Origin of the sequence: Sphaerotilus sp. (assembly GCF_013299175.1) — a bacterium.
Lineage (GTDB): Bacteria > Pseudomonadota > Gammaproteobacteria > Burkholderiales > Burkholderiaceae_C > Sphaerotilus.
On record NZ_JAAFKF010000039.1, the window covers coordinates 1 to 22,152 of the forward strand.

At 67.8% G+C, this 22,152-nt stretch carries 19 protein-coding genes; 10 read left to right on the top strand and 9 right to left on the bottom strand.

Annotation, left to right across the window (positions count from 1 at the left end; genetic code table 11):
* From QZW52_RS08805 to speD, 4 genes are all read left to right on the top strand, one after another.
* On the top strand, positions 1-1,105 hold a 1,105-nt coding region (locus QZW52_RS08805), incomplete at its 5' end, for an elongation factor G (RefSeq protein WP_293997477.1).
* 162 nt (positions 1,106-1,267) lie between these two features.
* Complete coding sequence (tuf, locus tag QZW52_RS08810) at positions 1,268-2,458, top strand: elongation factor Tu (RefSeq protein ID WP_293997479.1); 1,191 nt, start codon at positions 1,268-1,270, stop codon at positions 2,456-2,458.
* A 99-nt stretch (positions 2,459-2,557) separates the two neighbouring features.
* Positions 2,558-2,869, top strand: coding sequence for a 30S ribosomal protein S10 (gene rpsJ, locus QZW52_RS08815; RefSeq protein ID WP_110401797.1), 312 nt, complete (start codon positions 2,558-2,560; stop codon positions 2,867-2,869).
* Positions 2,870-2,970: 101 nt separating this feature from the next.
* Positions 2,971-3,354, top strand: coding sequence for an adenosylmethionine decarboxylase (gene speD, locus QZW52_RS08820; RefSeq protein WP_293997484.1), 384 nt, complete (start codon positions 2,971-2,973; stop codon positions 3,352-3,354).
* Here the strand turns inward: speD and QZW52_RS08825 are convergent.
* From QZW52_RS08825 to QZW52_RS08855, 7 genes are read right to left on the bottom strand one after another with little or no spacing between them, the layout of a single operon-like run.
* Positions 3,329-4,951 (bottom strand): FAD-dependent oxidoreductase, encoded by a 1,623-nt coding sequence (locus QZW52_RS08825; RefSeq protein ID WP_293997486.1) that lies wholly within the window; start codon positions 4,949-4,951, stop codon positions 3,329-3,331. The two genes, speD and QZW52_RS08825, sit on opposite strands and share 26 nt — an antisense overlap.
* The gene (locus tag QZW52_RS08830; protein WP_293997489.1) at positions 4,948-6,564 is read right to left on the bottom strand and encodes a polyamine aminopropyltransferase; all 1,617 of its coding nucleotides are present in this window, start codon (positions 6,562-6,564) and stop codon (positions 4,948-4,950) included. Before QZW52_RS08830 ends, QZW52_RS08825 begins: the two co-directional genes overlap by 4 nt.
* Positions 6,564-6,941 (bottom strand): type II toxin-antitoxin system VapC family toxin, encoded by a 378-nt coding sequence (locus tag QZW52_RS08835; protein WP_293997493.1) that lies wholly within the window; start codon positions 6,939-6,941, stop codon positions 6,564-6,566. The genes QZW52_RS08830 and QZW52_RS08835 overlap by 1 nt, the downstream gene beginning before the upstream one ends.
* The gene (locus QZW52_RS08840; protein ID WP_293997496.1) at positions 6,941-7,189 is read right to left on the bottom strand and encodes a type II toxin-antitoxin system Phd/YefM family antitoxin; all 249 of its coding nucleotides are present in this window, start codon (positions 7,187-7,189) and stop codon (positions 6,941-6,943) included. The genes QZW52_RS08835 and QZW52_RS08840 overlap by 1 nt, the downstream gene beginning before the upstream one ends.
* A gap of 55 nt (positions 7,190-7,244) precedes the next feature.
* Positions 7,245-7,460: a DUF350 domain-containing protein gene (locus QZW52_RS08845; protein WP_293997499.1), complete on the bottom strand. Its 216-nt coding sequence runs from the start codon at positions 7,458-7,460 to the stop codon at positions 7,245-7,247.
* A gap of 38 nt (positions 7,461-7,498) precedes the next feature.
* On the bottom strand, positions 7,499-9,133 hold the full coding sequence (locus tag QZW52_RS08850) for a DUF4178 domain-containing protein (RefSeq protein WP_293997501.1): 1,635 nt from the start codon (positions 9,131-9,133) through the stop codon (positions 7,499-7,501).
* A 16-nt stretch (positions 9,134-9,149) separates the two neighbouring features.
* A complete protein-coding gene (locus tag QZW52_RS08855; RefSeq protein WP_293997504.1) occupies positions 9,150-10,190 on the bottom strand; it encodes an SPFH domain-containing protein in 1,041 nt (346 codons plus the stop codon).
* A gap of 225 nt (positions 10,191-10,415) precedes the next feature.
* Here QZW52_RS08855 and QZW52_RS08860 point away from each other — a divergent pair, with 225 nt between their 5' ends.
* The gene (locus QZW52_RS08860; protein ID WP_293997507.1) at positions 10,416-11,288 is read left to right on the top strand and encodes a DUF7092 domain-containing protein; all 873 of its coding nucleotides are present in this window, start codon (positions 10,416-10,418) and stop codon (positions 11,286-11,288) included.
* A 29-nt stretch (positions 11,289-11,317) separates the two neighbouring features.
* Here QZW52_RS08860 and QZW52_RS08865 read toward each other — a convergent pair whose 3' ends face one another.
* Complete coding sequence (locus tag QZW52_RS08865) at positions 11,318-14,398, bottom strand: ATP-binding protein (protein ID WP_293997509.1); 3,081 nt, start codon at positions 14,396-14,398, stop codon at positions 11,318-11,320.
* Positions 14,399-14,604: 206 nt separating this feature from the next.
* On the opposite strand from QZW52_RS08865, the gene QZW52_RS08870 reads away from it, so the two are divergent.
* A complete protein-coding gene (locus tag QZW52_RS08870) occupies positions 14,605-15,651 on the top strand; it encodes an AfsR/SARP family transcriptional regulator (protein ID WP_293997512.1) in 1,047 nt (348 codons plus the stop codon).
* A gap of 24 nt (positions 15,652-15,675) precedes the next feature.
* Here QZW52_RS08870 and QZW52_RS08875 read toward each other — a convergent pair whose 3' ends face one another.
* A complete protein-coding gene (locus QZW52_RS08875; protein WP_293997515.1) occupies positions 15,676-16,134 on the bottom strand; it encodes a hypothetical protein in 459 nt (152 codons plus the stop codon).
* A gap of 228 nt (positions 16,135-16,362) precedes the next feature.
* Here QZW52_RS08875 and purB point away from each other — a divergent pair, with 228 nt between their 5' ends.
* Genes purB through QZW52_RS08895 form a run of 4 tightly spaced genes read left to right on the top strand, consistent with a single transcriptional unit; the run spans position 16,363 to position 22,032 of the window.
* Complete coding sequence (gene purB / locus QZW52_RS08880) at positions 16,363-17,745, top strand: adenylosuccinate lyase (RefSeq protein ID WP_293997518.1); 1,383 nt, start codon at positions 16,363-16,365, stop codon at positions 17,743-17,745.
* Positions 17,746-17,801: 56 nt separating this feature from the next.
* The gene (locus QZW52_RS08885) at positions 17,802-19,304 is read left to right on the top strand and encodes an ATP-binding protein (protein WP_293997521.1); all 1,503 of its coding nucleotides are present in this window, start codon (positions 17,802-17,804) and stop codon (positions 19,302-19,304) included.
* A gap of 45 nt (positions 19,305-19,349) precedes the next feature.
* Positions 19,350-20,174: an orotidine-5'-phosphate decarboxylase gene (gene pyrF / locus QZW52_RS08890; RefSeq protein ID WP_293997523.1), complete on the top strand. Its 825-nt coding sequence runs from the start codon at positions 19,350-19,352 to the stop codon at positions 20,172-20,174.
* A 28-nt stretch (positions 20,175-20,202) separates the two neighbouring features.
* Positions 20,203-22,032, top strand: a complete 1,830-nt coding sequence (locus tag QZW52_RS08895; protein WP_293997525.1) for an ABC transporter substrate-binding protein — start codon at positions 20,203-20,205, stop codon at positions 22,030-22,032.
* The last annotated feature ends 120 nt before the right edge of the window (positions 22,033-22,152 follow it).

Here is a 22,152-nt window from a genome sequence, read left to right on the forward strand (position 1 = left end):
CGTGCGCGTGTACTCGGGCGTGCTGCAGTCGGGCGCTTCCGTCTTCAACCCCATCAAGGGCAAGAAGGAACGCATCGGCCGCATCCTGCAGATGCACGCCAACCAGCGCGAAGAAATCAAGGAAATTCTGGCCGGTGACATCGCCGCCTGCGTGGGCCTGAAGTTCGTGACCACGGGCGAGACCCTGTGCGATCCGGACGCCATCATCACGCTGGAAAAGATGGTCTTCCCGGAGCCGGTGATCTCGCAGGCCGTCGAGCCGAAGACCAAGGTCGATCAGGAAAAGATGGGCATCGCGCTGGGCCGCCTGGCTGCAGAAGATCCCTCGTTCCGCGTCCGCACCGACGAAGAATCGGGCCAGACCATCATCTCCGGCATGGGCGAGCTGCACCTGGAAATCATCGTCGATCGCATGAAGCGCGAATTCGGCGTGGAAGCCAACGTCGGCAAGCCGCAGGTCGCCTACCGCGAAACGATCCGCGACAAGATCACTGAAGTCGAAGGCAAGTTCGTGCGCCAGTCCGGCGGCAAGGGCCAGTACGGCCACGTCGTGCTGACGATCGAGCCGCAGGAGCCGGGCAAGGGCTTCGAGTTCGTGGACGCGATCAAGGGCGGCGTGGTGCCGCGCGAGTTCATCCCCGCGGTGGAAAAGGGCCTGATCGACACGCTGCCGAACGGCGTGCTGGCCGGCTTCCCGATCGTGGACGTGAAGGTCACGCTGACCTTCGGTTCCTACCACGACGTGGACTCGAACGAAAACGCCTTCAAGATGGCCGCGTCGATCGGTTTCAAGGACGGCTGCCGCAAGGCCAAGCCGGTGATCCTGGAGCCGATGATGGCCGTCGAAGTCGAGACCCCGGAAGACTACGCCGGCACGGTGATGGGCGACCTGTCCAGCCGCCGCGGCATGGTCCAGGGCATGGACGACATCCCGGGCGGTGGCAAGGTCATCAAGGCCGAAGTGCCGCTGTCGGAAATGTTCGGCTACTCGACCTCGCTGCGCTCCGCCACGCAAGGCCGCGCGACGTACACGATGGAGTTCAAGCACTACAGCGAAGCTCCCCGCAACGTCGCCGAGCAGATCATCACTGCACGGTCGAAGTAACGCGGTAAACTACCGCCCGCTGCCACCCGCCCCCGGGTGGCAGCCTTCCTTTTGTTGTCTTCGGCGGGTCTGCCGTTCACTGCCGGTGGTGAACGGACTTCCAGACTGCCACGAGACATTAAACCGTCCACCGGCAATGTTCTTTGATCTGGAGATCAGAAAATGGCCAAGGAAAAGTTTGTCCGCACCAAGCCGCACGTGAACGTGGGCACCATCGGTCACGTGGACCACGGCAAGACGACGCTGACGGCGGCGATCACGACCGTGCTGTCGAAGAAGTTTGGCGGCACCGCCAAGGCGTATGACCAGATTGACGCGGCACCGGAAGAGAAGGCCCGCGGCATCACGATCAACACCGCGCACGTCGAGTACGAGACCGCCAATCGCCACTACGCGCACGTGGACTGCCCCGGACACGCCGACTACGTGAAGAACATGATCACGGGTGCGGCGCAGATGGACGGCGCGATCCTGGTGTGCTCGGCCGCTGACGGCCCGATGCCCCAGACCCGCGAGCACATCCTGCTGTCGCGCCAAGTGGGCGTTCCTTACATCATCGTGTTCCTGAACAAGGCCGACATGGTGGACGACGAGGAGCTGCTGGAGCTGGTCGAGATGGAAGTGCGCGAGCTGCTGTCGAAGTACGACTTCCCCGGCGACGACACCCCGATCATCAAGGGTTCGGCCAAGCTGGCACTCGAAGGCGACCTCGGCCCGCTGGGCGAGCAAGCGATCATGAAGCTGGCGGATGCGCTGGATTCGTACATCCCGACGCCGGAGCGTGCGGTGGACGGTGCGTTCCTGATGCCGGTGGAAGACGTGTTCTCGATCTCGGGCCGCGGCACCGTGGTGACGGGCCGGATCGAGCGCGGCATCGTCAAGGTGGGCGAGTCGATCGAGATCGTGGGTCTGAAGGACACGCAAGTCACGACCTGCACCGGCGTGGAAATGTTCCGCAAGCTGCTGGACCAGGGTCAAGCGGGCGACAACGTGGGCATCCTGCTGCGCGGCACCAAGCGCGAAGACGTGCAGCGCGGCCAAGTGCTGTGCAAGCCGGGCAGCATCAAGCCGCACACGGACTTCACGGGCGAGATCTATGTGCTGAGCAAGGACGAGGGCGGCCGCCACACGCCGTTCTTCGCCAACTACCGGCCGCAGTTCTACTTCCGCACGACGGACGTGACGGGCTCGATCTCGCTGCCGGAAGGCAAGGAGATGGTCATGCCGGGCGACAACGTGTCGATCACGGTCAAGCTGATCGCCCCGATCGCCATGGAAGAAGGTCTGCGCTTCGCCATCCGTGAAGGCGGTCGCACCGTCGGCGCCGGCGTCGTCGGCAAGATCATCGCCTGAGCTTTTGTGTGACGGTGGCGGGGTGCTGCAAAGTACCTCGCCCTTTCCTGTTCGCGGCCGACCTCGGTGGGCCGCATTGCTCTTTTTGAAGGACTAGTCATGCAAAAGCAAAAGATCCGCATCCGCCTGAAGGCGTTCGATTACAAGCTGATCGACCAGTCGGCCCAGGAAATCGTCGAGACCGCCAAGCGCACCGGCGCCATCGTCAAGGGCCCCGTGCCCCTGCCGACGCGCATGCAGCGTTTCGACATCCTGCGTTCGCCGCACGTCAACAAGACCTCGCGCGACCAGTTCGAGATCCGCACCCACCAGCGCCTGATGGACATCGTGGACCCGACCGACAAGACGGTGGACGCCCTGATGAAGCTCGACCTGCCGGCTGGCGTGGACGTCGAAATCAAGCTGCAGTGATGTTTCCTTCGGGATCGTCCGCTCGTCGGATGACACCCGGATGAATCTTCCGAGGAAGCGACCCCCGTGGTCGCTTTTTTTTCGTCGGCACCCCACCCGCCATGAATGGACTGCACCTCAGCGCCGAACTCCACGCCTGTGCCGGTGACCCCGTGTGGCTGACCGACGCCACGCGGCTGCGCGAGGCCGGGCTGCGGGCCGTGGTGGAGGCCGGTTTGCAGCCCGTCGGTGCCGTGTTCCACCAGTTTTCGGGCCAGACCCCGGATGAACCCGGTGGCGTCACGGGGGTGGTGCTGCTGGCCGAATCGCATTTGGCGCTGCACACTTGGCCGGAGCTGGGCGCCGTGACGCTTGATGTCTACGTCTGCAACCGCAGCGGTGACCACTCAGACCAGGCACGGCAGGTGATGGCGGCGATGCAGGCGCTGTTCCGGCCCGAGCGGGTCGAGCAGCGCGAGGTCATCCGTGGCGCGGTGACGGCCTGAGCTGCTGCGCCACCCGCTGCCCGGCCTGCCAGCCCAGCGTGTACGCCTCCTCGAACACCGAGTAACCGGCCAGATCGGCATGCGCCAGCGTCACGCGGCCCGGCAGCACGGACAGTGCCTGATGGGCCGGCGAAGAACGTGTCCCCGGCAGCGGCACCCGCATCGCGTGGCCGTAACGCATCAGGTCGATGCGGCGCACCTGCTGCGACAGATCCGGGTGCAGCGGCAGCAGGTCGGCGATCACCCGCTGTGCCCACGGTCGCCAGTCGTCGGCCAGCAGCGCGGCCCGCTCGCTCGCCGGCAGCGCCACGTAGGCGGTCAGCACCGTTGGTCCGGCGTGCGGACGCATCGACTGGTGCATCGCATCGACATAGCCGAGCGACGTGCCGCCGTAAGGCACGCTGTCCCAGGCGGGCGGCGCGCCGACACGTTCCAATAACGCGGCCCCCAGGTGCAGATTGGCGACCAGCCACGGCGCATGGCGGGCCTGCGCGGCGACTTCGTGCAACGCGGCCGGCGGCGTCGCCATCACCCGCGCCGCGATGAACACCGGCAGCGCCAGCACCACCCGCTCGGCCGTCCAGCGTTCAGCCTGCCCGATCGCCTCGTTCCATGCCAGCACCTCGACCGCGTGCCGCCCCTCGTCCACCCGCAGCACCGTCCGCCCCGTGTGCAGCCGATCGGCCAGCGGCGCGGCCATCCGGCGTGTCAGCCACGCATTGCCCTCGGGCCAAGTCAGCATCGGCTCGCGCTCGGTCTCCTCGTCGCCCGGTGCATGGAACCCGTGGCGGCTGGCGAAGTAGTGCAGCCCGGCCCAAGCGGACACCGTGGTCGCGCCGGCGCCGTAGTCGTCGCGGCAGCAGTAGTCGAGGTACCAGCGCAGCCGCTCGTCGTCGAGGCGGTGGCGGGCCAGCCAGTCGGCGAAGGTGGTGGATTCGAGCGCGGTGTGGGCGGCGGTCCACGGCGTGCGCAGGGCGGGCATCGAGAAACCGGCCTCGCGCTGCGCCTGCCCGACCAGCGCGGAGAAACACCGGTACTGCGCCAGCGTCTCGGAACCCGGTTCGGCCGGCGGCAGCAGCCCCTCGTGCCACGCGCCCTCGAAGAACAACCGCTCCTGCGGGCTGTGGCAGAGGTGGCGCTCGTCCCAGAGCCAGCGGCCATGCTCGACACGCGCCAGCCCGAAGTCGGCCAGCAGTTCGCGCACCTCGCCTGCCGCCTCCCCCGGCACCGGCAGGTAATGCGCCCCGAGCGGGCAGTCCATGCCGGCCATCCGGTGACCGCGGGCATTGCCGCCGGCCTCGTCCTCCAGCTCCAGCAGATGCGCGTCGTCGAGTCCCGCCCGGTCCAGCGCCCGCGCCGCCGCCAGCCCGGCCACGCCGCCACCGACGACCAGCACCGACGCCCGGCGCTGCACCGCAGGCATCGGCAGCGCACCGGATTTCAGCTCGCGCAGCCGATGCCCGCGCCCCGCCGAAGCCCCGACCCAGCCACCCGCCAACGCTGGTGGCTCGTCCGACCGACAACCCGCCAATCCCCATGCGGTCATCAGCGCCAGCCACTCGCGCCGCTGCAGGGCCGGCAGGGTGGGCAGGGTCATTGGTGGACCTTGCCCCATTCCTCCTCGAAGACCCGCACGAGGTGCTGGTTCGACAGGCGGTTCGGCTCTTCTTCGACCCGCGCCATGTCGGGCGGGAACTGCTGCAGCGCGGCCAGCCCGTCCAGCGTCAGGAAGCGCAGGCCCGCCGGCAACGCGGTCGGCGCCCGCCACGGTCGGTGCCCGGCGAGGATGAACCCCCACTCGCCGAAGCTCGGCACATGCGCGTGGTACGGCGTCGTCGCCAGCCCGACCGCCTCCAGCGTCGCCACCACGGTCCAGAAGCTGCGCCGGGCGATCAGCGGCGAGGTGGTCTGGATGACGGCGTAGCCACCGGCCGACAGGTGCTGATCGACGACCTGGTAGAAGCTGGTCGTGTAGAGCTTGCCGATGGCGAAATTGCTCGGGTCGGGGAAGTCGATGACGATCACGTCCCAGGTCGCCTCGGACGCCGGCGACCGGCCTTGCGACTCCAGCCAGGTGAAGGCATCCGCGTTGACGATGCGCAGCTTCGGCGATGTCAGCGCATGGGCGTTCAGCGCCGCCAGCCGCGGCTCGGTCGAGAACAGCCGGGTCATGTGCGGGTCGAGTTCGACCAGCGTGACCTGCTCGACCGACGGGTATTTGAGAACCTCGCGCACCGCCAGCCCGTCGCCGCCACCAAGCACCAGCACCCGCTTCGGCGCCCCGTGCGCGGCCATCGCCGGATGCACCAGCGCCTCGTGGTAGCGGTACTCGTCGCGCTCGTGGAACTGCAGGTTGCCGTTGAGGAACAGCCGCACCCCCGCGCTGCCTCCGGTGACGACGATGCGCTGGTAGTCGCTCGTCGCCTTGTAGAGCACGCGGTCGCCGTAGAAACGGTCCTCGGACCACGTCGTCAGTCGATCCGCTCCCGCCAGCCCCAACAGCAGCACCCCCGTCACTCCCGCACAGGCCAGCCCCAGCAGCCGCACCCGGCGCAGCTCCCCCCGGAACAGCCACAGCGTCCACACCGCCACGCCCGCGTTCAGCAGCCCGAACACCAGCCCCGTGCGGATCAAGCCCAGGTGCGGCACCAGCAGCAGCGGAAACGCCAGCGCCACCACCAGCGCGCCGAGGTAGTCGAAGGTCAGCACCTGCGACACGAGATCCTTGAGCGCATACCGCTGGCTGAACTGCCGCTGCAGGATGCGCATCACCAGCGGGATCTCCAGCCCCACCAGCGCCCCCACCAGCAGCACCAGCCCGTACAGCAGCACCCGGAACGACCCCAGCGCAGAACCCGGCAGCGCGTTGTGCGCCACGAACAGCGCCGCCGGCATCAGCCCGCCGACCAGCCCGACCAGCAGCTCGATGACGAGGAACTGCGCGACCAACTGCCGCTCGACGAAGCGGCTCAGCCACGACCCGACGCCCATCGCGAACAGGTAGGTGCCGATGACGGTGGAGAACTGCAGGATCGAGTCGCCGAGCAGGTAACTCGCCAGCGCCCCGGCCGCCAGTTCGTAGACGAGTCCGCAGGCGGCGATCAGGAAGACCGAGGCGAGGAGGGTGACCTCGGCGGGGGAGATGCGCGAAGTCGTTTGCGCCTGCCCGCTGTCAGGGTCAGGCAGTGGATCAGCAACCGGAACCGGCATCAGATACGGCGCACCAGATCGGAGTACGGTGGCAGCAACGCGTCAGCGGTCAACAGGTACATCGGCTCACTGATCGCCTGAGCAACCAGCAGACGATCGAACGGATCATGGTGGTGCAGAGGCAGTCCGGCGACTACCGCGCCATGCCGGGCCGTGACAGGCAGTTCAATGAATCCGCTGTCTGCGATGGCATCGACCAGGCGCACGGGGTCCGCTTCCAGCTTGCCCAACCTCACCTTGATAGCGACTTCCCAGATGGACACAGCCGAAACGTAGACCTCATCCGCTTGCTCAATCAGGTGTCGAGCAGCACGGCGCAGGCGGGTGTCATCGGAAACCGTCCACAGAAAGATGTGCGTATCGAGCAGCAGCCGCATCAGCGTCGATCCAGTTCGCCATGAAAAGCGGCCAGTTCAGCTTGGGAAAGTGGTGCGTCAAAATCCGGCGCGATGTGAATCTGGCCCTTGAGCACGCCAAATCTCACTTTTGGTTTTGAAGGCGCGACCGACGTCAACCGAACCTCGGCCCGACCGCGCCGGCCAATCAGGACATCCTGACCAGACACCGCCAGATCGACCAGTTCGGACAGACGTGACTTGGCAGACTGGATATTGACGGCAGACACGGGATCTCCTGAACGGTGATGAAAATCGGGCCTGCTCACTCTAAAGCAGATTGATTCATCCGTGGATCGCCGCCGCCACGATCTGCCCGATCGCGATGAACATCGCCCCGACGACGATCGCCAGCGCGACGTTCTTGTGTTCGACGATCTCGTCCCAGAGCTTGTAGGGCGTGAGCTTGTCGATGACGACGAAGCTGACCCACAGCACGACCACGCCGATCACGGCGTAAAGGATCGAGCCGAGGATGACATCGGGTTTGAGCATGTCCATGGGGTTCTCCGTTGCGTGGGTTGCGTGCAGTGCTTGCGTTACTTGTGGCCGCCGCCACCGCTGCTGAAACCGCCGAAGGAGCCGCCCGAACTCGACGAGCGGCTGCGGCTGCTGAGGCATTGCTGGTATTCGGCGCTCGCCGCACCGAAGGTGGAGCGGAGCTGGTCGCAGTTGTCCGAGCTGCAGCGGCTGAGCAGCAGCACGATGAACAGCAGCAGCACCAGCAGGATGATCACCCCCGCGCAGCCGAGGCCACCCTTGCCGCCAGCGACCGGTGCGGCGTCCCGCTTGAGCGCGGCGGTCGCCTGCGGGTCGAGTCCGAACGCCGTGGCGATCACCTTCGCGTCGAGCATCTCGCCCGCGGACCACGTCACCTCGCCGTTGCCGCTGCCCCCCGTGCCCCCCACGCTGGTCGTCTGCTCGCGGCCGAGGCGCTTGTGGCGGTTGGCGCCCTCGCCGTCGTAGTCGGTGACCTGCACGGCGTCGTCGCGGCGCAGGCGCCAGTAGAACTCGCCGATCACGTACACCGTCTTGGCGCGGTAGGCCCAACGCTGCTTGAACCGCGCACCGGCCCACGTCGCCGAGTCGCCCTTGACCACCGGCACGCCGGTCAGCGGCCTGGCCCAGCTCCAGCCGTCCTCGGCATCGACGAGGAACACGAAACCCTCGGTCGGGTGGAACAGCAGGTACTCGCGCCAGAAGGTCTGCTCGTCGCCATCCCCCGGCGCGGGCAGGTCGCAGCGTTCGAGATAGCCGACGACCTGCCACGCCAGCGGCTGCGGCGTGCCGAGCTTGAGCGTGCCGACACGGCCAAGCGGGATCTGCGGCTCGGTGACGGCGTTCTGCTGGTAGTGAGCCAGATCCGTGCCGACACCCTGCGAGACATCGACCACCGCCTTGCACTGCCCGCACGTCACCGACTGCGTGCTGTCGAGCCGAATCTCCAGCGACGCGCCACAGCTCGGGCATTCGAGGCTGCGGCCCGCGAGCTTCTTCTCGCTGCCACCCTCGCGCAGGCCGGTCAGTTTCAGCTCGGCCAGCCGCACTGCCCGCCCGATCGACCACTGCGGCTGCGCGGCGTCGGCGTAGTCGAGCGTGCCAACCTCGTCCTGGTCGTTGCGCAGGTCGGCGATGACGAACTCGGCCTTGGTCGCCGTGCCAGCCGCCAGCGGCGGGCGGGGCAACTCGCCTTCAGCGGCGTGGACATGCACCGTCGTGACCGACGCGACATCCCACGCCCGACCATCGATCAGCGCCTTCTGACCCGGAAACAGCGTGCCGACCTGCGGAACGCGGTCCTTCAGCGGCCGATCGAACGCCAGCACGTAAGCGCCGTTGTCCTCGGACAACCAGCCACTGCGCTCGTTGTCGAACAGCGCATGCCACTCGGTCCAGCGCCCGTCGGCATAGGCGTACTGCACGCGGCCGACCAGCGTGAACGCCGCGCCCTGGACCTGCCCGCTGGCGCCGAGCTGCAGCGGCGAGTGGTCGTCGAACAGCTCGCTGCTCTCGCCGAGGCGGCGCAGCGCATCCCCCTCGCGCACCAGCGTCGAGCGGCAGAAGCTGCACACCGCGCTGGCCGACGCGGCAGAGCGGAATTCGACCGCCGCGCCGCAGTTCGGGCACGCGGCGCGGTAGGCGCGGTACGCACCCGGGTTGTGCTGGTCAGCCAAGGTCGCGGCCCGTCGGTCAGACCAGCTTCTTCAGCAGCTCGGTCTTCTTGGCGCTGAACTCGTCCTCGGTGAGGATGCCCTTGGCCTTGAGGTCGGCGAGCTTTTCCAGCGTGGCCATGATCTCGTCGGGCTTGAGGGTCACGACGGGGGCGGCAACCGGTGCAGCCGCGGCGGCTGGGGGTTGAAGCCCCTGCTGCATCGCCTGCGCCATCGTCTGGCCCATCGCCATGCCCGCCCCCAGACCCATCGCGTCCCCGGCCAGCCCGCCGCCCTGCCCGGCGTTTTCGGCGAACTTCGGGATCGCCTGCGCGGTCTGGTACTGCATGAACTGGCCCATGTTCTGGCCGATCATGCCCATGCCGATCTTCTGGTCGAGGATCTTCTGCAGCTCCTCCGGCAGCGAGACGTTCTGCAGCGTCACCGTCTCCAGCCCCAGGCCGATGCGGGTGAACTCGGGCGCGGTAGCGGTCTTCAACTGCGCGGCGAACTCGACCTGGTTGGCAGCGAGGTCCAGGAAAGCCACGCCGGACTGCGCCACCGCGTCGGAGAGGTGCTGCAGCATGAAGCCGCGCAACTGGCCATCGAGGTCCGCCACGGTGTACGTGTCGCGGGTGCCGACGACCTCCTTCATCAGCAGCCTCGGATCGACCACGCGCCAGCCGTAGTTGCCAAACGCCCGGAACCGCACCACGCCGAAGTCCTTGTCGCGGACCGTCACCGGCTGCTGCGTGCCCCAACGCTGGTCGAGCTGCTGGCGGGTGCTGAAGAACACCACGTCGCTCTTGAACGGCGATGCGAACAGCTTGTCCCAGTTTTTCAGGTTGGTCAGCAATGGCAGCGTCTGCGTCGTCAGCGTGTGGCGGCCGGGGCCGAAGACATCGGCGATCTGGCCCTCGTTGACGAAGACCGCCACCTGCGACTCGCGCACGGTCAGCACGGCACCGTTCTGGATCTCCTGGTCCGCCATCGGGTAGCGCCACGCGACGGTGCCGTCGCCGGACTCGGTCCACTCGATGACATCGATGAACTGTTTCTTGATGAAGTCGAACAATCCCACAGCACGCTCCTCGTCACCGGCACACACCCGCCGTGTGCGCCACCAGCGGGTGAACTATGGCACATCCCCTGTGGCACCCGCGATGCCAGCGACACCACGACTGGTAACAGAAACGGATGTTCAGCAATACCTTTTCAACCCTCCAGGGGAGGGGCAAACCGAAGCGTTCTCGCTACAGTGAATCCATAGAAAACACCAGCACGCCACGGGGCGGGGAGACCGGCGATGGACACCATCCGGGAGCAGAGCAACAGCGCAGTCACGCTGCAAGCCGACCTGTTCGGCAGCAGCACGCAACCCGCACAGATCGTCGAGCTGCAGCTCGTCGGGGAGCGGCTGGTGGTGCGTGGCCAAGGGTTCAGCCAGCAGGTGCCCGCCCACCAGATCCACTGGCCGCGCACCGATGACGGCGGCAGTTGTCTGCTGGAGCTGCCCGACGGCGCCCTGCTCCACTGCCGACCCGATCCGGTGCTGCTGGAGTGGAGCCGGTCGGTGCGAACCAGCCGCCCGCCGCGCTGGCGACACCTGCAGCATGCGGGTGCGGCCCTGCTCGCCGCCGTGCTGGTCTGGGCGGGGCTGCCGATGGCGGCCGAGTCGCTGCTGCCACAGGTACCCGGCCAGATCGACCGCCACGTCGGCCAGCGCCTGCTCGACCGGCTCGATGCCCAGTGGCTCCAGCCCAGCCGACTGCCGCCGCAAGAGCAGCAGAACTGGCGCCAGCAGCTCACCGAAGCCGTGGCCCAGGTCTGCCCGGACGCCCGCCTGCCCGCATGGAACCTGCAATTCCGCCGTGGCCGCAGTGACGGCAACGGCACGGGCGCCATCGGCCTGCCGGGCGGCACGGTGGTGCTGCTCGACGAGCAGCTTGGCCGCGGCACGCTGGGCGCCCTGTGTACCGAGCTGGGCCAATTGCAGCAGCGCCAGGGGATGCGCACCCTGGCCCGCCAGCAGCCGGTGTCGCTGCTGATGGGCGTGGCCTTCGACGACTTCAGCGCCACCGTGGCGGTGGCATGGCCGGTGCTGGTACAGAACCTGCCCTTCACCAGCCCGACCAGTGCAGGTGTCAACCCGATCACCAGCCGCATCGCCCGGCGCTGACACCGCTCCGGCGGCACACGGCACACGGACTACATCTGCGTGCGCAGCGTGCGGGCCTCGGCCAGATGCCAGGGCATGGCCATCGCCTCGAACGCCAGTTCGGCCGGGTCGAGCCACTGTCGGGCGCGGCCGGTGTCTCCCCACAGCAGTGCGATGCGCGCAGCCGTCCACTGCGTCACGGCCCGTTCGTGGGCCGAATCGCGGGTGTCGGCCACCCGCAGCGCCAGCGCAAGGCCGCGCTCCGCACGCGGCAGATCCCCCGCTTGCGCCGCGGCCCAGGCCATCGCCCGCGCCGCCATCGCCCCGCCGAGCCAGTCGCGTCGCCGGCCACGCTGCAGTGCCCGCGCTGCGTGGGTGCGCGCCTCGCCGACCCGGCCCGCGCGGAGCAGCCCGTCCACGAGCCAGCCGTGGTTGAGTGACTCGAACAACCCGCCATCCCGCGGCGCCAGCCAGGCCGTGGCGTCGAGCACCCCCTGCAGCGCGGTGTCCGAGCCGTCGAGCCGCCACTGCGCGTAGCTGCCGGCCGCACGGCTCATCGAGAACGAGAACAGGCTGCGCACCTGCTCGCCAATGCGGTAGGCCTCGGCCGCCGTCTGTCGCGCCTCCTCCCAGCGCCCCTGCCACAACAGCACGGCGGCACGCCAGCCACGGATCGATGCCCCCACCTCGTGCCCGGTGTCACGCACCACCTCCAGCGCCTCGTCGAACAGCGCACTGGCCTGCACGAAGTCGCCGCGATCACCCTGCACCGCCGCCAGACAGGTCAGGGTGTAGGCCAACCCCACCGCCGTGCCGCGCCCGGAGAGGTGCTGTCGCTTGATGTCCGACGCCTCACGCAGCAGCGCCATGGCCGGGGCATAGTCCGCCGACGACGCCAGCGCCTGTCCGAGCGTGGCGCAGATCTGCACCTCCAGCGGCCCGTCGCCCACTTGGCGGGCCAGCGCCAGCGCCCGCTCGCCCTGCAGCACACAGGCCCGCGACTCGCCCAGTGCGTAGTGCAGATAGGCCAACCAGTACAGCGTGCGGGCCTGCGCCGCCGTGTCGCCGGTCTGCTCGGCCAGCGCGACCGCGCGGACACAGAGCGTCAGATCGTGGCGCGAGGCATCGAACACGCAGGCCAGCGCCAGCCGCTGTGACAGTTGGATCCAGTGCAGGATCCGTTCGTCCGACAGCGGCTGTTGGTCCAGGGCAGACAACGCCGCACGGTACTGCAGGCGTGCGCGGTCCAGCGAAGACGCCGCCAGCGCCTTGTCCCCCGCGCGTTCGGCGAAGTGGCTGGCCTGCACCGACTGGCCGGCCGCACCATAGTGGTGGGCCAGCAGCTCCAGCGAGGCGTCCGCGTCGTCGGGCTGGCGGTGCTGTTCGATGGCCTGGGCGATGCGCAGGTGCATGGCGCGGCGCTGGTGCAGGCCGACCGAGTCGTAGATCACGTCGCGGGTCAGCCCGTGCTTGAAGCGCAGGGTCTGGGCACGTTCGCCCGGAAACATGAAGTCCAGCCCGGCCAGATCCCGGACCAGCGGATCGTCGGCGCCACGCCCCGTGACCGCCTCCAGCAGCCAGGCCGGCACGACGTTGCCGATGACGGCCGCCGCCTGCAGCAACCCGATCTGCACCACAGGCAGCCGCGCCAGCCGGGAGGCGATCAGGATGTCCAGCCACGCCGCGGTGCCATGGGGGCGACCGGCGGTGCGCTCGCCATCCGGTTGGGCGACCGCGTGGCACAGCTCCTCGATGAACAGCGCATTGCCACCCGCATAGTGCTGCAGGGTCGCAGACTCGAAAGGATCGATGTCCGGCAGCAGGTGCTGCACGGCCTGCGCCGCCTCGGCAGCGTCGAACGGCGGCAAGGTCAGTGGATCGGCGCCCAGCAGATGGAGGTCGGACGGCGCCAGCTCGCGGGCCGCCACCAGCACCAGGATGGGCAGATCGTCGAGCGCCCGCACCGCCGTCAGCGCCTGGCGCGAGGCTTCGTCGGCCCACTGCCAGTCGTCCAGCGCCAGCACCAGCGGCTGCTGGCGAGCCAGCGCCGCCAACAGCACCCGCAGCGCACCGACCAGCGCCTCGGCCACCAGCCGGCGCGGCGGTGCGCCGGCCCCCGCCTGCGGATCGGGCAGCGACAGTGCCCGCAGCAACACCCCCCGGTGCGCGGCCACCGCCGGCCCGATCGCGTCCAGCCGAGACCTGACCGCGGTGGCGGCATGGGCAGAGGTCTGCCCATGCGCGAGTCCGAACAGCGTGCGCAACATCTGCAGAAAGGGCTGGAACGGCTCGGCACTGAACGGGTTCTCGCAATCCCCCCGCAGCACGCGGCAAGCCTGGGGTGTCTGGCGGGACAGGAACTCCTGCACCAGCCGGGTCTTGCCCACGCCGGCCGTGCCCAGCACCGCCACACACCGCAGTCCCCCGTGCCGGCCGACCTGCTGCAGGCACAGCGCCAGTCCCTCCAGTACCTCGCGGCGGCCCACGAACGGCAGCAGGCTGCGCCGGCGCCGGGCCTGCTGGCGCCCTGACTCGCCCGCGTGGCCCAGAACACGGTAGGCCGCCATCGACTCGGCACGCCCCTTGACGGGAATCTGGCGCAGCGGGCTGGTCTCGAAATAGCGAAACTCCGGCCCGAGCGCCTCCGCACTGACCAGAATCTCGTCCCGGCCGGCGACCTCGCACAGCCGCGCGGCCAGATTGGGCACACGGCCCAGCAGATCGAAACGGCCGCGCACCGCATCGCCGTCGTCCAGCAGCACCAGCCCGCAGTGGATGCCCGAGTGCAGCGCCAGCGGGCCATGTGTCTCCATGCCAGGCGGCATCTGGCGCACGGCGGCGTGCAGCGCCAGCACCGCCTGCGTGGCGCGGCGGGCGTCGTCCTCGCCCGGTGCGGGATAGCCGAAGATCGCCAGCACCCCGTCGCCCTGGATGCGCGCCACCGTGCCGCCGTGGCGGGTCAGCACCTCGGTGTACGTCTGGCGCAGCGCGGCCAGGATCACCGCGTACCACTCCGACTCCATCGCCGCACTCAGGCGTGTCGAGTCGCAAAGGTCACAGAACACGACCGTCAGGTAGCGCCGCTGCGGTCCCTCGCCGAACATGCGGATGGGCGGATTCTGGTCATGCATGGAGTCCCAATACCTTCACTGCCTGGGGGGTTCTGCGAATGCCCATTATTTCGTGTGCGGAACCGCGTGCGGCTTCCCCAGAACTGAGGACGTGCCGCGGCATGGCAGCACATGGCGGAATACCGTTGTCTGTGAAAAAACGTAAAAATGCCAGCATCGCCGATTTGTGACTTTGTTCACAGTTCAAGGCACAGCAGTTCCTGCCCATGGACAAACGTCAACCCGCGAACCCCCTGCGACCAGGGCCACTGGTCAACACACTGCCCGCCGCATTGGCCGATCTGGCGGGGCCGGATGGGTTGCTCCACCTCCTCGCCGCCACGCGGATGCTGCTGGGGGCATGGGATGCCACCCTGTCCCGCGGGGACGCGGCAGGCAGCGTGGCGCCGGCCCGACCGGCCATGCCACCGTCCATGCCGGACTGGCCGCCCGCTCCGGCGCAGACCCTGCCGCTCCCGGCCACCGACGCCCATGCCCATGCCAACGCAGACACGCACGCGCAAGCCGCGCTGACCGTGCAGATGCTCGACGGGCTGCAGCTCTGGGTGGATGCGACGCTGGCACCGACCCTGCCGCATGGCAAGGCGCGCAGCGTGCTGGTGTATCTGCTGCTGCACCGGCGCCGGCCCGTGCCACGGGCGCGGCTGTGCCAGTTGTTCTGGCCCGACGCCGATCCGGCCGCAGCACGCAACAACCTCCACGTCAACCTGCACCGGGTGCGCCGCCAACTGGGCGATCCGCACCTGCTGCACCACGGCGACGAGGGCTACCAGATCACCACCGCTGGCGACACCTGGCTCGATGTGGAGCAGTTCGAAGCGCAGGCCCGCCAGGGCGAGCAGGCCGATCTCGCCGGGACTCCGCTCCAGGCCATCGCCCACTACGAGATCGCCGCGGCGCTCTACCGCAGCGATCTGGTCGAAGAGGGCGAGCGCGAGCCGGTGCTGATCGCCGAGTCGCAGGCGCTGCGCGACCGGCTCAACCTGGTGCTGGAGCGGCTGTCGGACCTGCGCGAAGTCCAGGGCGATCTGCACGGCTGCGTGCGCGCCAGTCAGCGCCACCTCGCGCTCGACGAGTGCAACGAGACTGCACACCGCCGGGTGATGCGCTGCTACGCCCGGCTCGGCCAGCCGCAGCTCGCCGAGCGGCAGTGGCGCACCTGCGAACGCGCCCTCGTCCGCCGACTCGGTCTGGCACCGGACGACGAGACGAGGGCGTTGATGCGGCGGATCGGGGCACGTCAGCCCGTGTGACCGGGCCGGACTGGGCGAGAACGATCAGATGGCGTCGAACACCAGGATCGGGTTCGACTCACCCACCATGTTGACCGGCAGGTAATGGACCCCGAGCGCCGGCTTGTCGCGCAGGCTCACGCGCACGTAGAGGCGGTAGATGCCGTTCTGCAGCGTGTTGGCCGCGAAGGTGAAGGCCATCGACGCGGCACCGGCCACGAACGCCGTCGGCGTTCCGACCACCGCGGCGGTCACGGCCGACGGGCTGATCGCGTGCAGCACGGCCTCGCCCTCCCAGTCGGCGATGAGGTCGAGCGCATGCAGGGCGATCGGGTTGGAGCCGCTGGTGTCCCAGTGGACATGGACCTCGACGACCTCGTTGCGGTCCACCAGGAACTGCGAGTTGGACACCGGGGGCGGGTTTTCCGAATACTCGCCCGTCACGCCTGTGACGACCAGACCGGAGTAGTTGTTCTCGAAACGAACGACGATGGGGGTGGCCATGGGGAACTCCTTGGATGCCGTGGTGTGGCAGTGGTGTGGATCGGAGGGAAGGAACATCGGCGTTGCAGCACCGACACCTGCACGTTAAGCAGGCGGCCTTAGCCCGCCGGTGGACACGCGCATGGCCCGGCGCTTAATCCGCGTGTCCGCCGCAGACAAGCGCCAGCGCGGCGATGGCGGGGCGGCAAACCTACAATCCCGAGCTGCTCCCCGAATCCGGTATCTGCCATGCACAACGCCAGCCTCCCCCTGTCCGCCCTCTCCGCCCTGTCCCCGCTCGACGGCCGCTACGCCGGCAAGGTCGCCGCGCTGCGCCCGCTGCTGAGCGAGTTCGGCCTGATGCACCGCCGCGTGCAGGTCGAGATCGAGTGGTTCATCGCACTGTCGGACGCCGGGTTTGCCGAGTTCCCGGCGCTGTCCGAGGCGGGTCGCGGCCTGCTGCGCTCGCTGGTGATCCACTTCAAGGAAGCCGACGCGCAGGCGATCAAGGACATCGAGAAGACCACCAACCACGACGTGAAGGCGGTCGAGTACTGGATCAAGCGCCGCATCGCCGGGCACCCGGAGCTGGAAAGCCGCGGCGAGTTCGTCCACTTCGCCTGCACCAGCGAGGACATCAACAACACCAGCCACGCGCTGATGCTGAAGAGCGCACGGGACGAGGTGATGCTGCCGATGCTGGACAAGGTGATCGCCCGGATGACCGCGCAGGCGCAGCAGTTCGCCAGCGTGCCCATGCTCAGCCGCACCCACGGCCAGACCGCCAGCCCGACCACGGTGGGCAAGGAAATTGCCAACGTCGTGGCCCGGCTGAAGACGGCCCGCACCCGCATCGCCTCGGTCAAGCTGCTGGCCAAGATGAACGGCGCGGTCGGCAACTACAACGCCCACCTGTCGGCCTACCCCGAACACGACTGGGAAGGGTTCAGCCGCGGCGTGATCGAAGGCGCGCTCGGCCTGACGTTCAACCCGTACACGATCCAGATCGAGCCGCACGACTACATGGCCGAGCTGTTCGACGCCTTCACCCGCGTGGACACCATCCTGATCGACTGGTCGCGGGACGTGTGGGGCTACATCTCGCTGGGATTTTTCAAGCAGAAGACCAAGGAAGGCGAGGTCGGCTCGTCCACCATGCCGCACAAGGTCAACCCGATCGACTTCGAGAACGCCGAGGGCAACTTCGGGCTGGCGAGTGCGCTGCTGACCCACCTGGCGCAGAAGCTGCCGGTGAGCCGCTGGCAGCGGGATCTGACGGACTCGACCGTGCTGCGCAACATGGGCGTGGCGCTGGGGTATGCGCTGCTGGGGTACGACAGTTTGCTGCGTGGGCTGGACAAGCTGGAGCTGAACGCCGAGGCGCTGGCCAATGACCTCGATGACGCGTGGGAAGTGCTGGCCGAGCCGATCCAGACGGTGATGCGCCGCTACAGCCTGCCGGAGCCGTATGAGCAACTGAAGAAGTTCACGCGCGGGCAGCCGATGACGGCCGAGCTGATGCGCGGGTTCGTCACCGATCTGGCGCTGCCGCAGCACGAGAAGGACCGGCTGCTGGCGATGACGCCGGGGAGCTACACGGGGATGGCGGCGGAGTTGGCACGGCGCATTTGATCGAACGCGCTCTTGCATCTGCATCTGCGAATGCGACCACACAAAGGAGAGGTGTCATGAAACAGCTCAATCTCAGCTTGCCGGGGATTCTCGCTGCGGGGAAGGAACGCTTGTTGCGCGATGCCAATCCTTGGTGGCGAGGTGAGCGGCAATTCGGTGTGCCCAGCACGCATCGGTGGGCCTTCGCCCCCACGCTGAAAGGACTCAAGGCAGGATTGGCGCCCGTCACCGTCCTGCGAGGAACGCGCCAGGTCGGCAAGACCACCACGCTCAACCAGATTGCCAACAGTTTGCTGGATGCTGGCGTCGATCCCAGGAGGATCTTGCGCGTCCAATTCGACGACATTCCGCAACTGCAGAAGCTGGAAAGCCCCATTCTGGACTTGGCCGCCTGGTACGCCGACAACATCCTGCACTCGTCCATCAATGCGTTTGCACAGTCCCAAGGTGGCCCGGTCTATTTTCTGCTGGACGAGGTGCAGAATCTTCCCGACTGGGCCACGCAGGTCAAGCATCTGGTGGATCTGCAGCCCGTCAGGGCCGTCGTCACAGGCAGTTCGGCCTTGCGCATCGAAGCCGGGCGTGACAGTTTGGCCGGCAGGTTGTCCACCATCGAAATGGGTCCGTTGCTACTGCGGGAAATTGCACAGCTTCGGGGCTTCGGCAGCATGGACCCCTATTTGCCATTCAATGGACTGGCTCCGCTCAAGAACAAGGAATTCTGGCTTGGCCTCAAGGCATTCGGCCTCCAGCACCAGACCTTGCGTGACGAGGCGTTCGCTTCATTCTCCACGTTTGGCGCCTACCCGCTCGCCCATACCCATGCAGAAGCCACCTGGGACGAGGTGTCCACGCAACTCGTGGAAACTGTGGTTCGGCGCGCCATTCAGCATGACCTGCGGGTCGGGGAGCGCGGCCGGCGGCGGGATGAGCCGCTGCTGGAAGAGGTTTTTCGCCTCAGTTGTCGCTATGCCGGGCAATCCCCTGCCCAGAAAAGCTATCTGGACGAGGTTCGCACGGGCCTGGACGCCAACATCGGCTGGACCCGCATCCTTGCGTATCTGAAATTTCTCGACGCCACCTTGCTGGTCCGGTTGATCGAGCCGCTGGAGCTGCGTCTGAAAAGGCGCAAGGGAGCCGCCAAGATCATCTTGTCCGACCATGCGTTGCGCGCGGCGTGGCTGCAGGAACAAATACCATTGACCGTGCAAGGATTGCAGGCCGCGCCACATCTGAGCGTATTGGCAGGGCACATCGCTGAAAGCGTGGCAGGGCAGTTCTTCAAGTCGATGATCCATCTCGGCGTCCATCACTTCCCGGAACGTGGCAGTGAACCCGAAGTTGATTTCGTCTTGACCGTCGGCGACCAGCGGATACCCGTTGAAATCAAATACCGCACCCGCATCGACCATGGTGATACCCGCGGCTTGCGGTCCTTCATCGAAAAATCTGTCTACAACGCACCGTTCGGATTGCTGATCACGCAGAACGACGCGGCCTACAGCGATGATCCGCGCATCGTCACCATGCCGTTGTCCAGCCTGCTGCTGATGCGGTGAACCCGATCGTCCAGATCGTCCAATATCCCGATATTCGCAGTCACCATGACCTTCACCACCCAGCTCGCCCGCGCCACGCGCCTGCACAACTCCCTCCTCTGCGTCGGCCTCGACCCGGAGCCGTCGAAGTTCCCCGGCGCCTGGGCCGGTGATGCAGACCGGATCTACGACTTCTGCGCCGCCATCGTGGACGCGACGAAAGACCTCGTCTGCGCCTTCAAGCCGCAGATCGCCTACTTCGCCGCCCACCGCGCCGAGGACCAGCTCGAACAGTTGATGGCGCACATCAAGGCCGTGGCACCCGACGTGCCGGTGATCCTCGACGCCAAGCGCGGCGACATCGGCTCGACCGCCGAGCAGTACGCCCGTGAAGCCTTCGTGCGCTACCGGGCCGATGCGGTCACGCTGTCGCCGTTCATGGGCCGCGACACGGTCGAACCCTTCCTCGCCTACGCGGACAAGGGCGTGATCCTGCTGTGCCGCACGTCCAACCCCGGCGGCAACGACTGGCAGATGCAGCGCCTGGCCGATGTGCCGGGCCAACCGCGGCTGTTCGAGCACCTGGCCCACCTTGCGCACAGCCAATGGAACACGACCGGCCAGCTCGGCCTCGTCGTCGGGGCCACCTTCCCGGCCGAAATCGCCCGCGTGCGCGAGATCGCGCCGACGTTGCCGCTGCTGATTCCCGGCGTGGGCGCACAGGGTGGGGATGCCGAAGCGACGGTGAAGGCTGGTCTGACCGCGGCGGGCACGATCGTCGTCAACAGTTCGCGTGCCGTGCTCTACGCCAGCCGCGGTGAGGATTTCGCTGATGCAGCCCGCCGCGTCGCCCTCGACACCCGCGACCAGCTCAACGCCGCTCGCAACTGACTCTTTTCCCTGCTGCCTGGAGGCGCCTGTGACCCCGACGCGACGTGATCTGCTGACCGCCGCCGCGGCTGGCACCGGCCTGCTGGCCACCCCGGACTGGCTGCACGCGGCCGATGCGGGCGCTGGCGCCGCTGCGCCAGCCAAGGTGCTGCGCTACGCCTTCAACGCCGCGGAAACCGGCTTCGATCCGCCCCAGGTGAGCGACATCTACTCGCACACCATCACCGCGCACATCTTCGAGACGCTGCTGGAGTACGACCACCTCGCGCGGCCGTTCCTGATCCGCCCTTGCACCGCCGTCGCCCTGCCCGAGATCGCCGACGACCACCGCAGCTTCACGCTGAAGATCCGCCCCGGCATCCTGTTCCACGACGACCCCGCGTTCAAGGGCAAGCCGCGCGAGCTGACCGCCGAAGACTACGTCTACACCCTCAAGCGTTACTACGACCCCGCCACCAAGAGCCCCGGCCATACCTCGCTCGAAGAGCAAGGCATCCTCGGCCTGCAGGCGCTGCGCGACGAGGCGATCCAGTCGAAGAAGCCCTTCGACTACGACCGGCCGGTCGAGGGCGCACAGGCGCTGGACCGCTACACGCTGCGGTTCCGGCTGCGCGCACCACGGCCTCGGTTCCTCTACACGCTGGCCGGCATGGAGGCGATGGCCCGCGAGGTGGTCGAGTTCTACGGCGACAAGGTGGCGGAACACCCGATCGGCACCGGCCCGTTCCGCCTCGCCGAGTGGCGGCGCAGCTCGATGATCGTGATGGAGCGCTTCACCGGCTACCGCGCGCGTTTCTACGACGCCACCCCCAACGCCGACGACACCGAAGGCCACGCGCTGCTCGCCCGCTTCAAGGGCCGGCGCATCCCCATGCTCGACCGCGTGGAGGTGTCGATCATCGAGGAGGCCCAGCCCCGCTGGCTCGCCTTTCTCAACGGCGAGCAGGACATGCTGGAGCGCGTCCCCGCCGACTACATCCCGCAGGCGCTGGTGAAGGGTGAACTCGCGCCACACCTCGCGAAGAAGGGCATCCGCAAGTACCGGATCGCCGGTGCGGACGTGACGATGACGGTGTTCAACATGGAAGACCCGCTGATCGGCGGGCTGGCGCCGCCGCAGGTCGCGCTGCGCCGCGCCATCAGCCTGGGCATGGACATCCGGCGCGAGATCCGCCTGGGCCGCCGTGGGGAGGCCGTGCCCGCGCAGGCCGGCATCCAGCCCGGCACCTACGGCCACGACCCCGCCCTGCGCACCGAAATCGGCGAGTTCCAGCCGGCCCGCGCCCGCGCCCTGCTCGACACCTGGGGCTACACGGACCGCGACGGCGACGGCTGGCGCGAGCGGCCGGACGGCGCGAAGCTGACGCTGGTGATCCTGACGCAGGCGGACCAGACCAGCCGCCAGCTCGACGAGATCTACAAGAAGAACATGGACGCGCTGGGCCTGAAGATGGAGCTGAAGGTCGGGCAGTGGGGCGAGAACCTGAAGTCCACCCGCGCCGGCAAGTTCATGCTGTGGCGGGTCGGGTCGAGCGCCGGATCACCCGATGGGCAAGGGGCGCTGGAGTGTGGCTACGGTCCTTCGGCGGGTCAGGGCAACATGGCCCGGTTCCGCTTGCCGGCGTTCGACCAGGTCTACGAGCGCATCACCGCGCTGCCCGATGGCCCCGAACGGCTGGAGGCTTTCCGCGAGGCGAACCGGCTGCTGCTGGCCTACGCGCCCTACCGCTTCCATGTGCATCGGCTCATCACCGACCTGACCCATCCGCAGGTGATCGGCTACCGGCGGGCGCCGTTCTGGCTGAACTGGTGGTCCTACCTCGACATCGAAGCGCAGAAAGTGCCGGCCCCCCGATAGCCGCCAGGACACGGGCACTGTGTGACGATCCAGTGCAGGAGTGTTACTGCACGCATCGAAACGCACTGGAACAAACCGGCAGAGGAACCCCCGAAACAGGTGGGCACCCCACCACAAATG

Excerpts from the sequence above, each read along its gene's own strand:
- tuf (WP_293997479.1), top strand. The coding sequence starts at position 1,268 with ATGGCCAAGGAAAAGTTTGTCCGCACCAAGCCGCACGTGAACGTGGGC.
- rpsJ (WP_110401797.1), top strand. The coding sequence starts at position 2,558 with ATGCAAAAGCAAAAGATCCGCATCCGCCTGAAGGCGTTCGATTACAAG.
- speD (WP_293997484.1), top strand. The coding sequence starts at position 2,971 with ATGAATGGACTGCACCTCAGCGCCGAACTCCACGCCTGTGCCGGTGAC.
- QZW52_RS08825 (WP_293997486.1), bottom strand. The coding sequence starts at position 4,951 with ATGACCCTGCCCACCCTGCCGGCCCTGCAGCGGCGCGAGTGGCTGGCG.
- QZW52_RS08830 (WP_293997489.1), bottom strand. The coding sequence starts at position 6,564 with ATGCCGGTTCCGGTTGCTGATCCACTGCCTGACCCTGACAGCGGGCAG.
- QZW52_RS08835 (WP_293997493.1), bottom strand. The coding sequence starts at position 6,941 with ATGCGGCTGCTGCTCGATACGCACATCTTTCTGTGGACGGTTTCCGAT.
- QZW52_RS08845 (WP_293997499.1), bottom strand. The coding sequence starts at position 7,460 with ATGGACATGCTCAAACCCGATGTCATCCTCGGCTCGATCCTTTACGCC.
- QZW52_RS08860 (WP_293997507.1), top strand. The coding sequence starts at position 10,416 with ATGGACACCATCCGGGAGCAGAGCAACAGCGCAGTCACGCTGCAAGCC.
- QZW52_RS08865 (WP_293997509.1), bottom strand. The coding sequence starts at position 14,398 with ATGCATGACCAGAATCCGCCCATCCGCATGTTCGGCGAGGGACCGCAG.
- QZW52_RS08870 (WP_293997512.1), top strand. The coding sequence starts at position 14,605 with ATGGACAAACGTCAACCCGCGAACCCCCTGCGACCAGGGCCACTGGTC.
- QZW52_RS08875 (WP_293997515.1), bottom strand. The coding sequence starts at position 16,134 with ATGGCCACCCCCATCGTCGTTCGTTTCGAGAACAACTACTCCGGTCTG.
- purB (WP_293997518.1), top strand. The coding sequence starts at position 16,363 with ATGCACAACGCCAGCCTCCCCCTGTCCGCCCTCTCCGCCCTGTCCCCG.
- QZW52_RS08885 (WP_293997521.1), top strand. The coding sequence starts at position 17,802 with ATGAAACAGCTCAATCTCAGCTTGCCGGGGATTCTCGCTGCGGGGAAG.
- pyrF (WP_293997523.1), top strand. The coding sequence starts at position 19,350 with ATGACCTTCACCACCCAGCTCGCCCGCGCCACGCGCCTGCACAACTCC.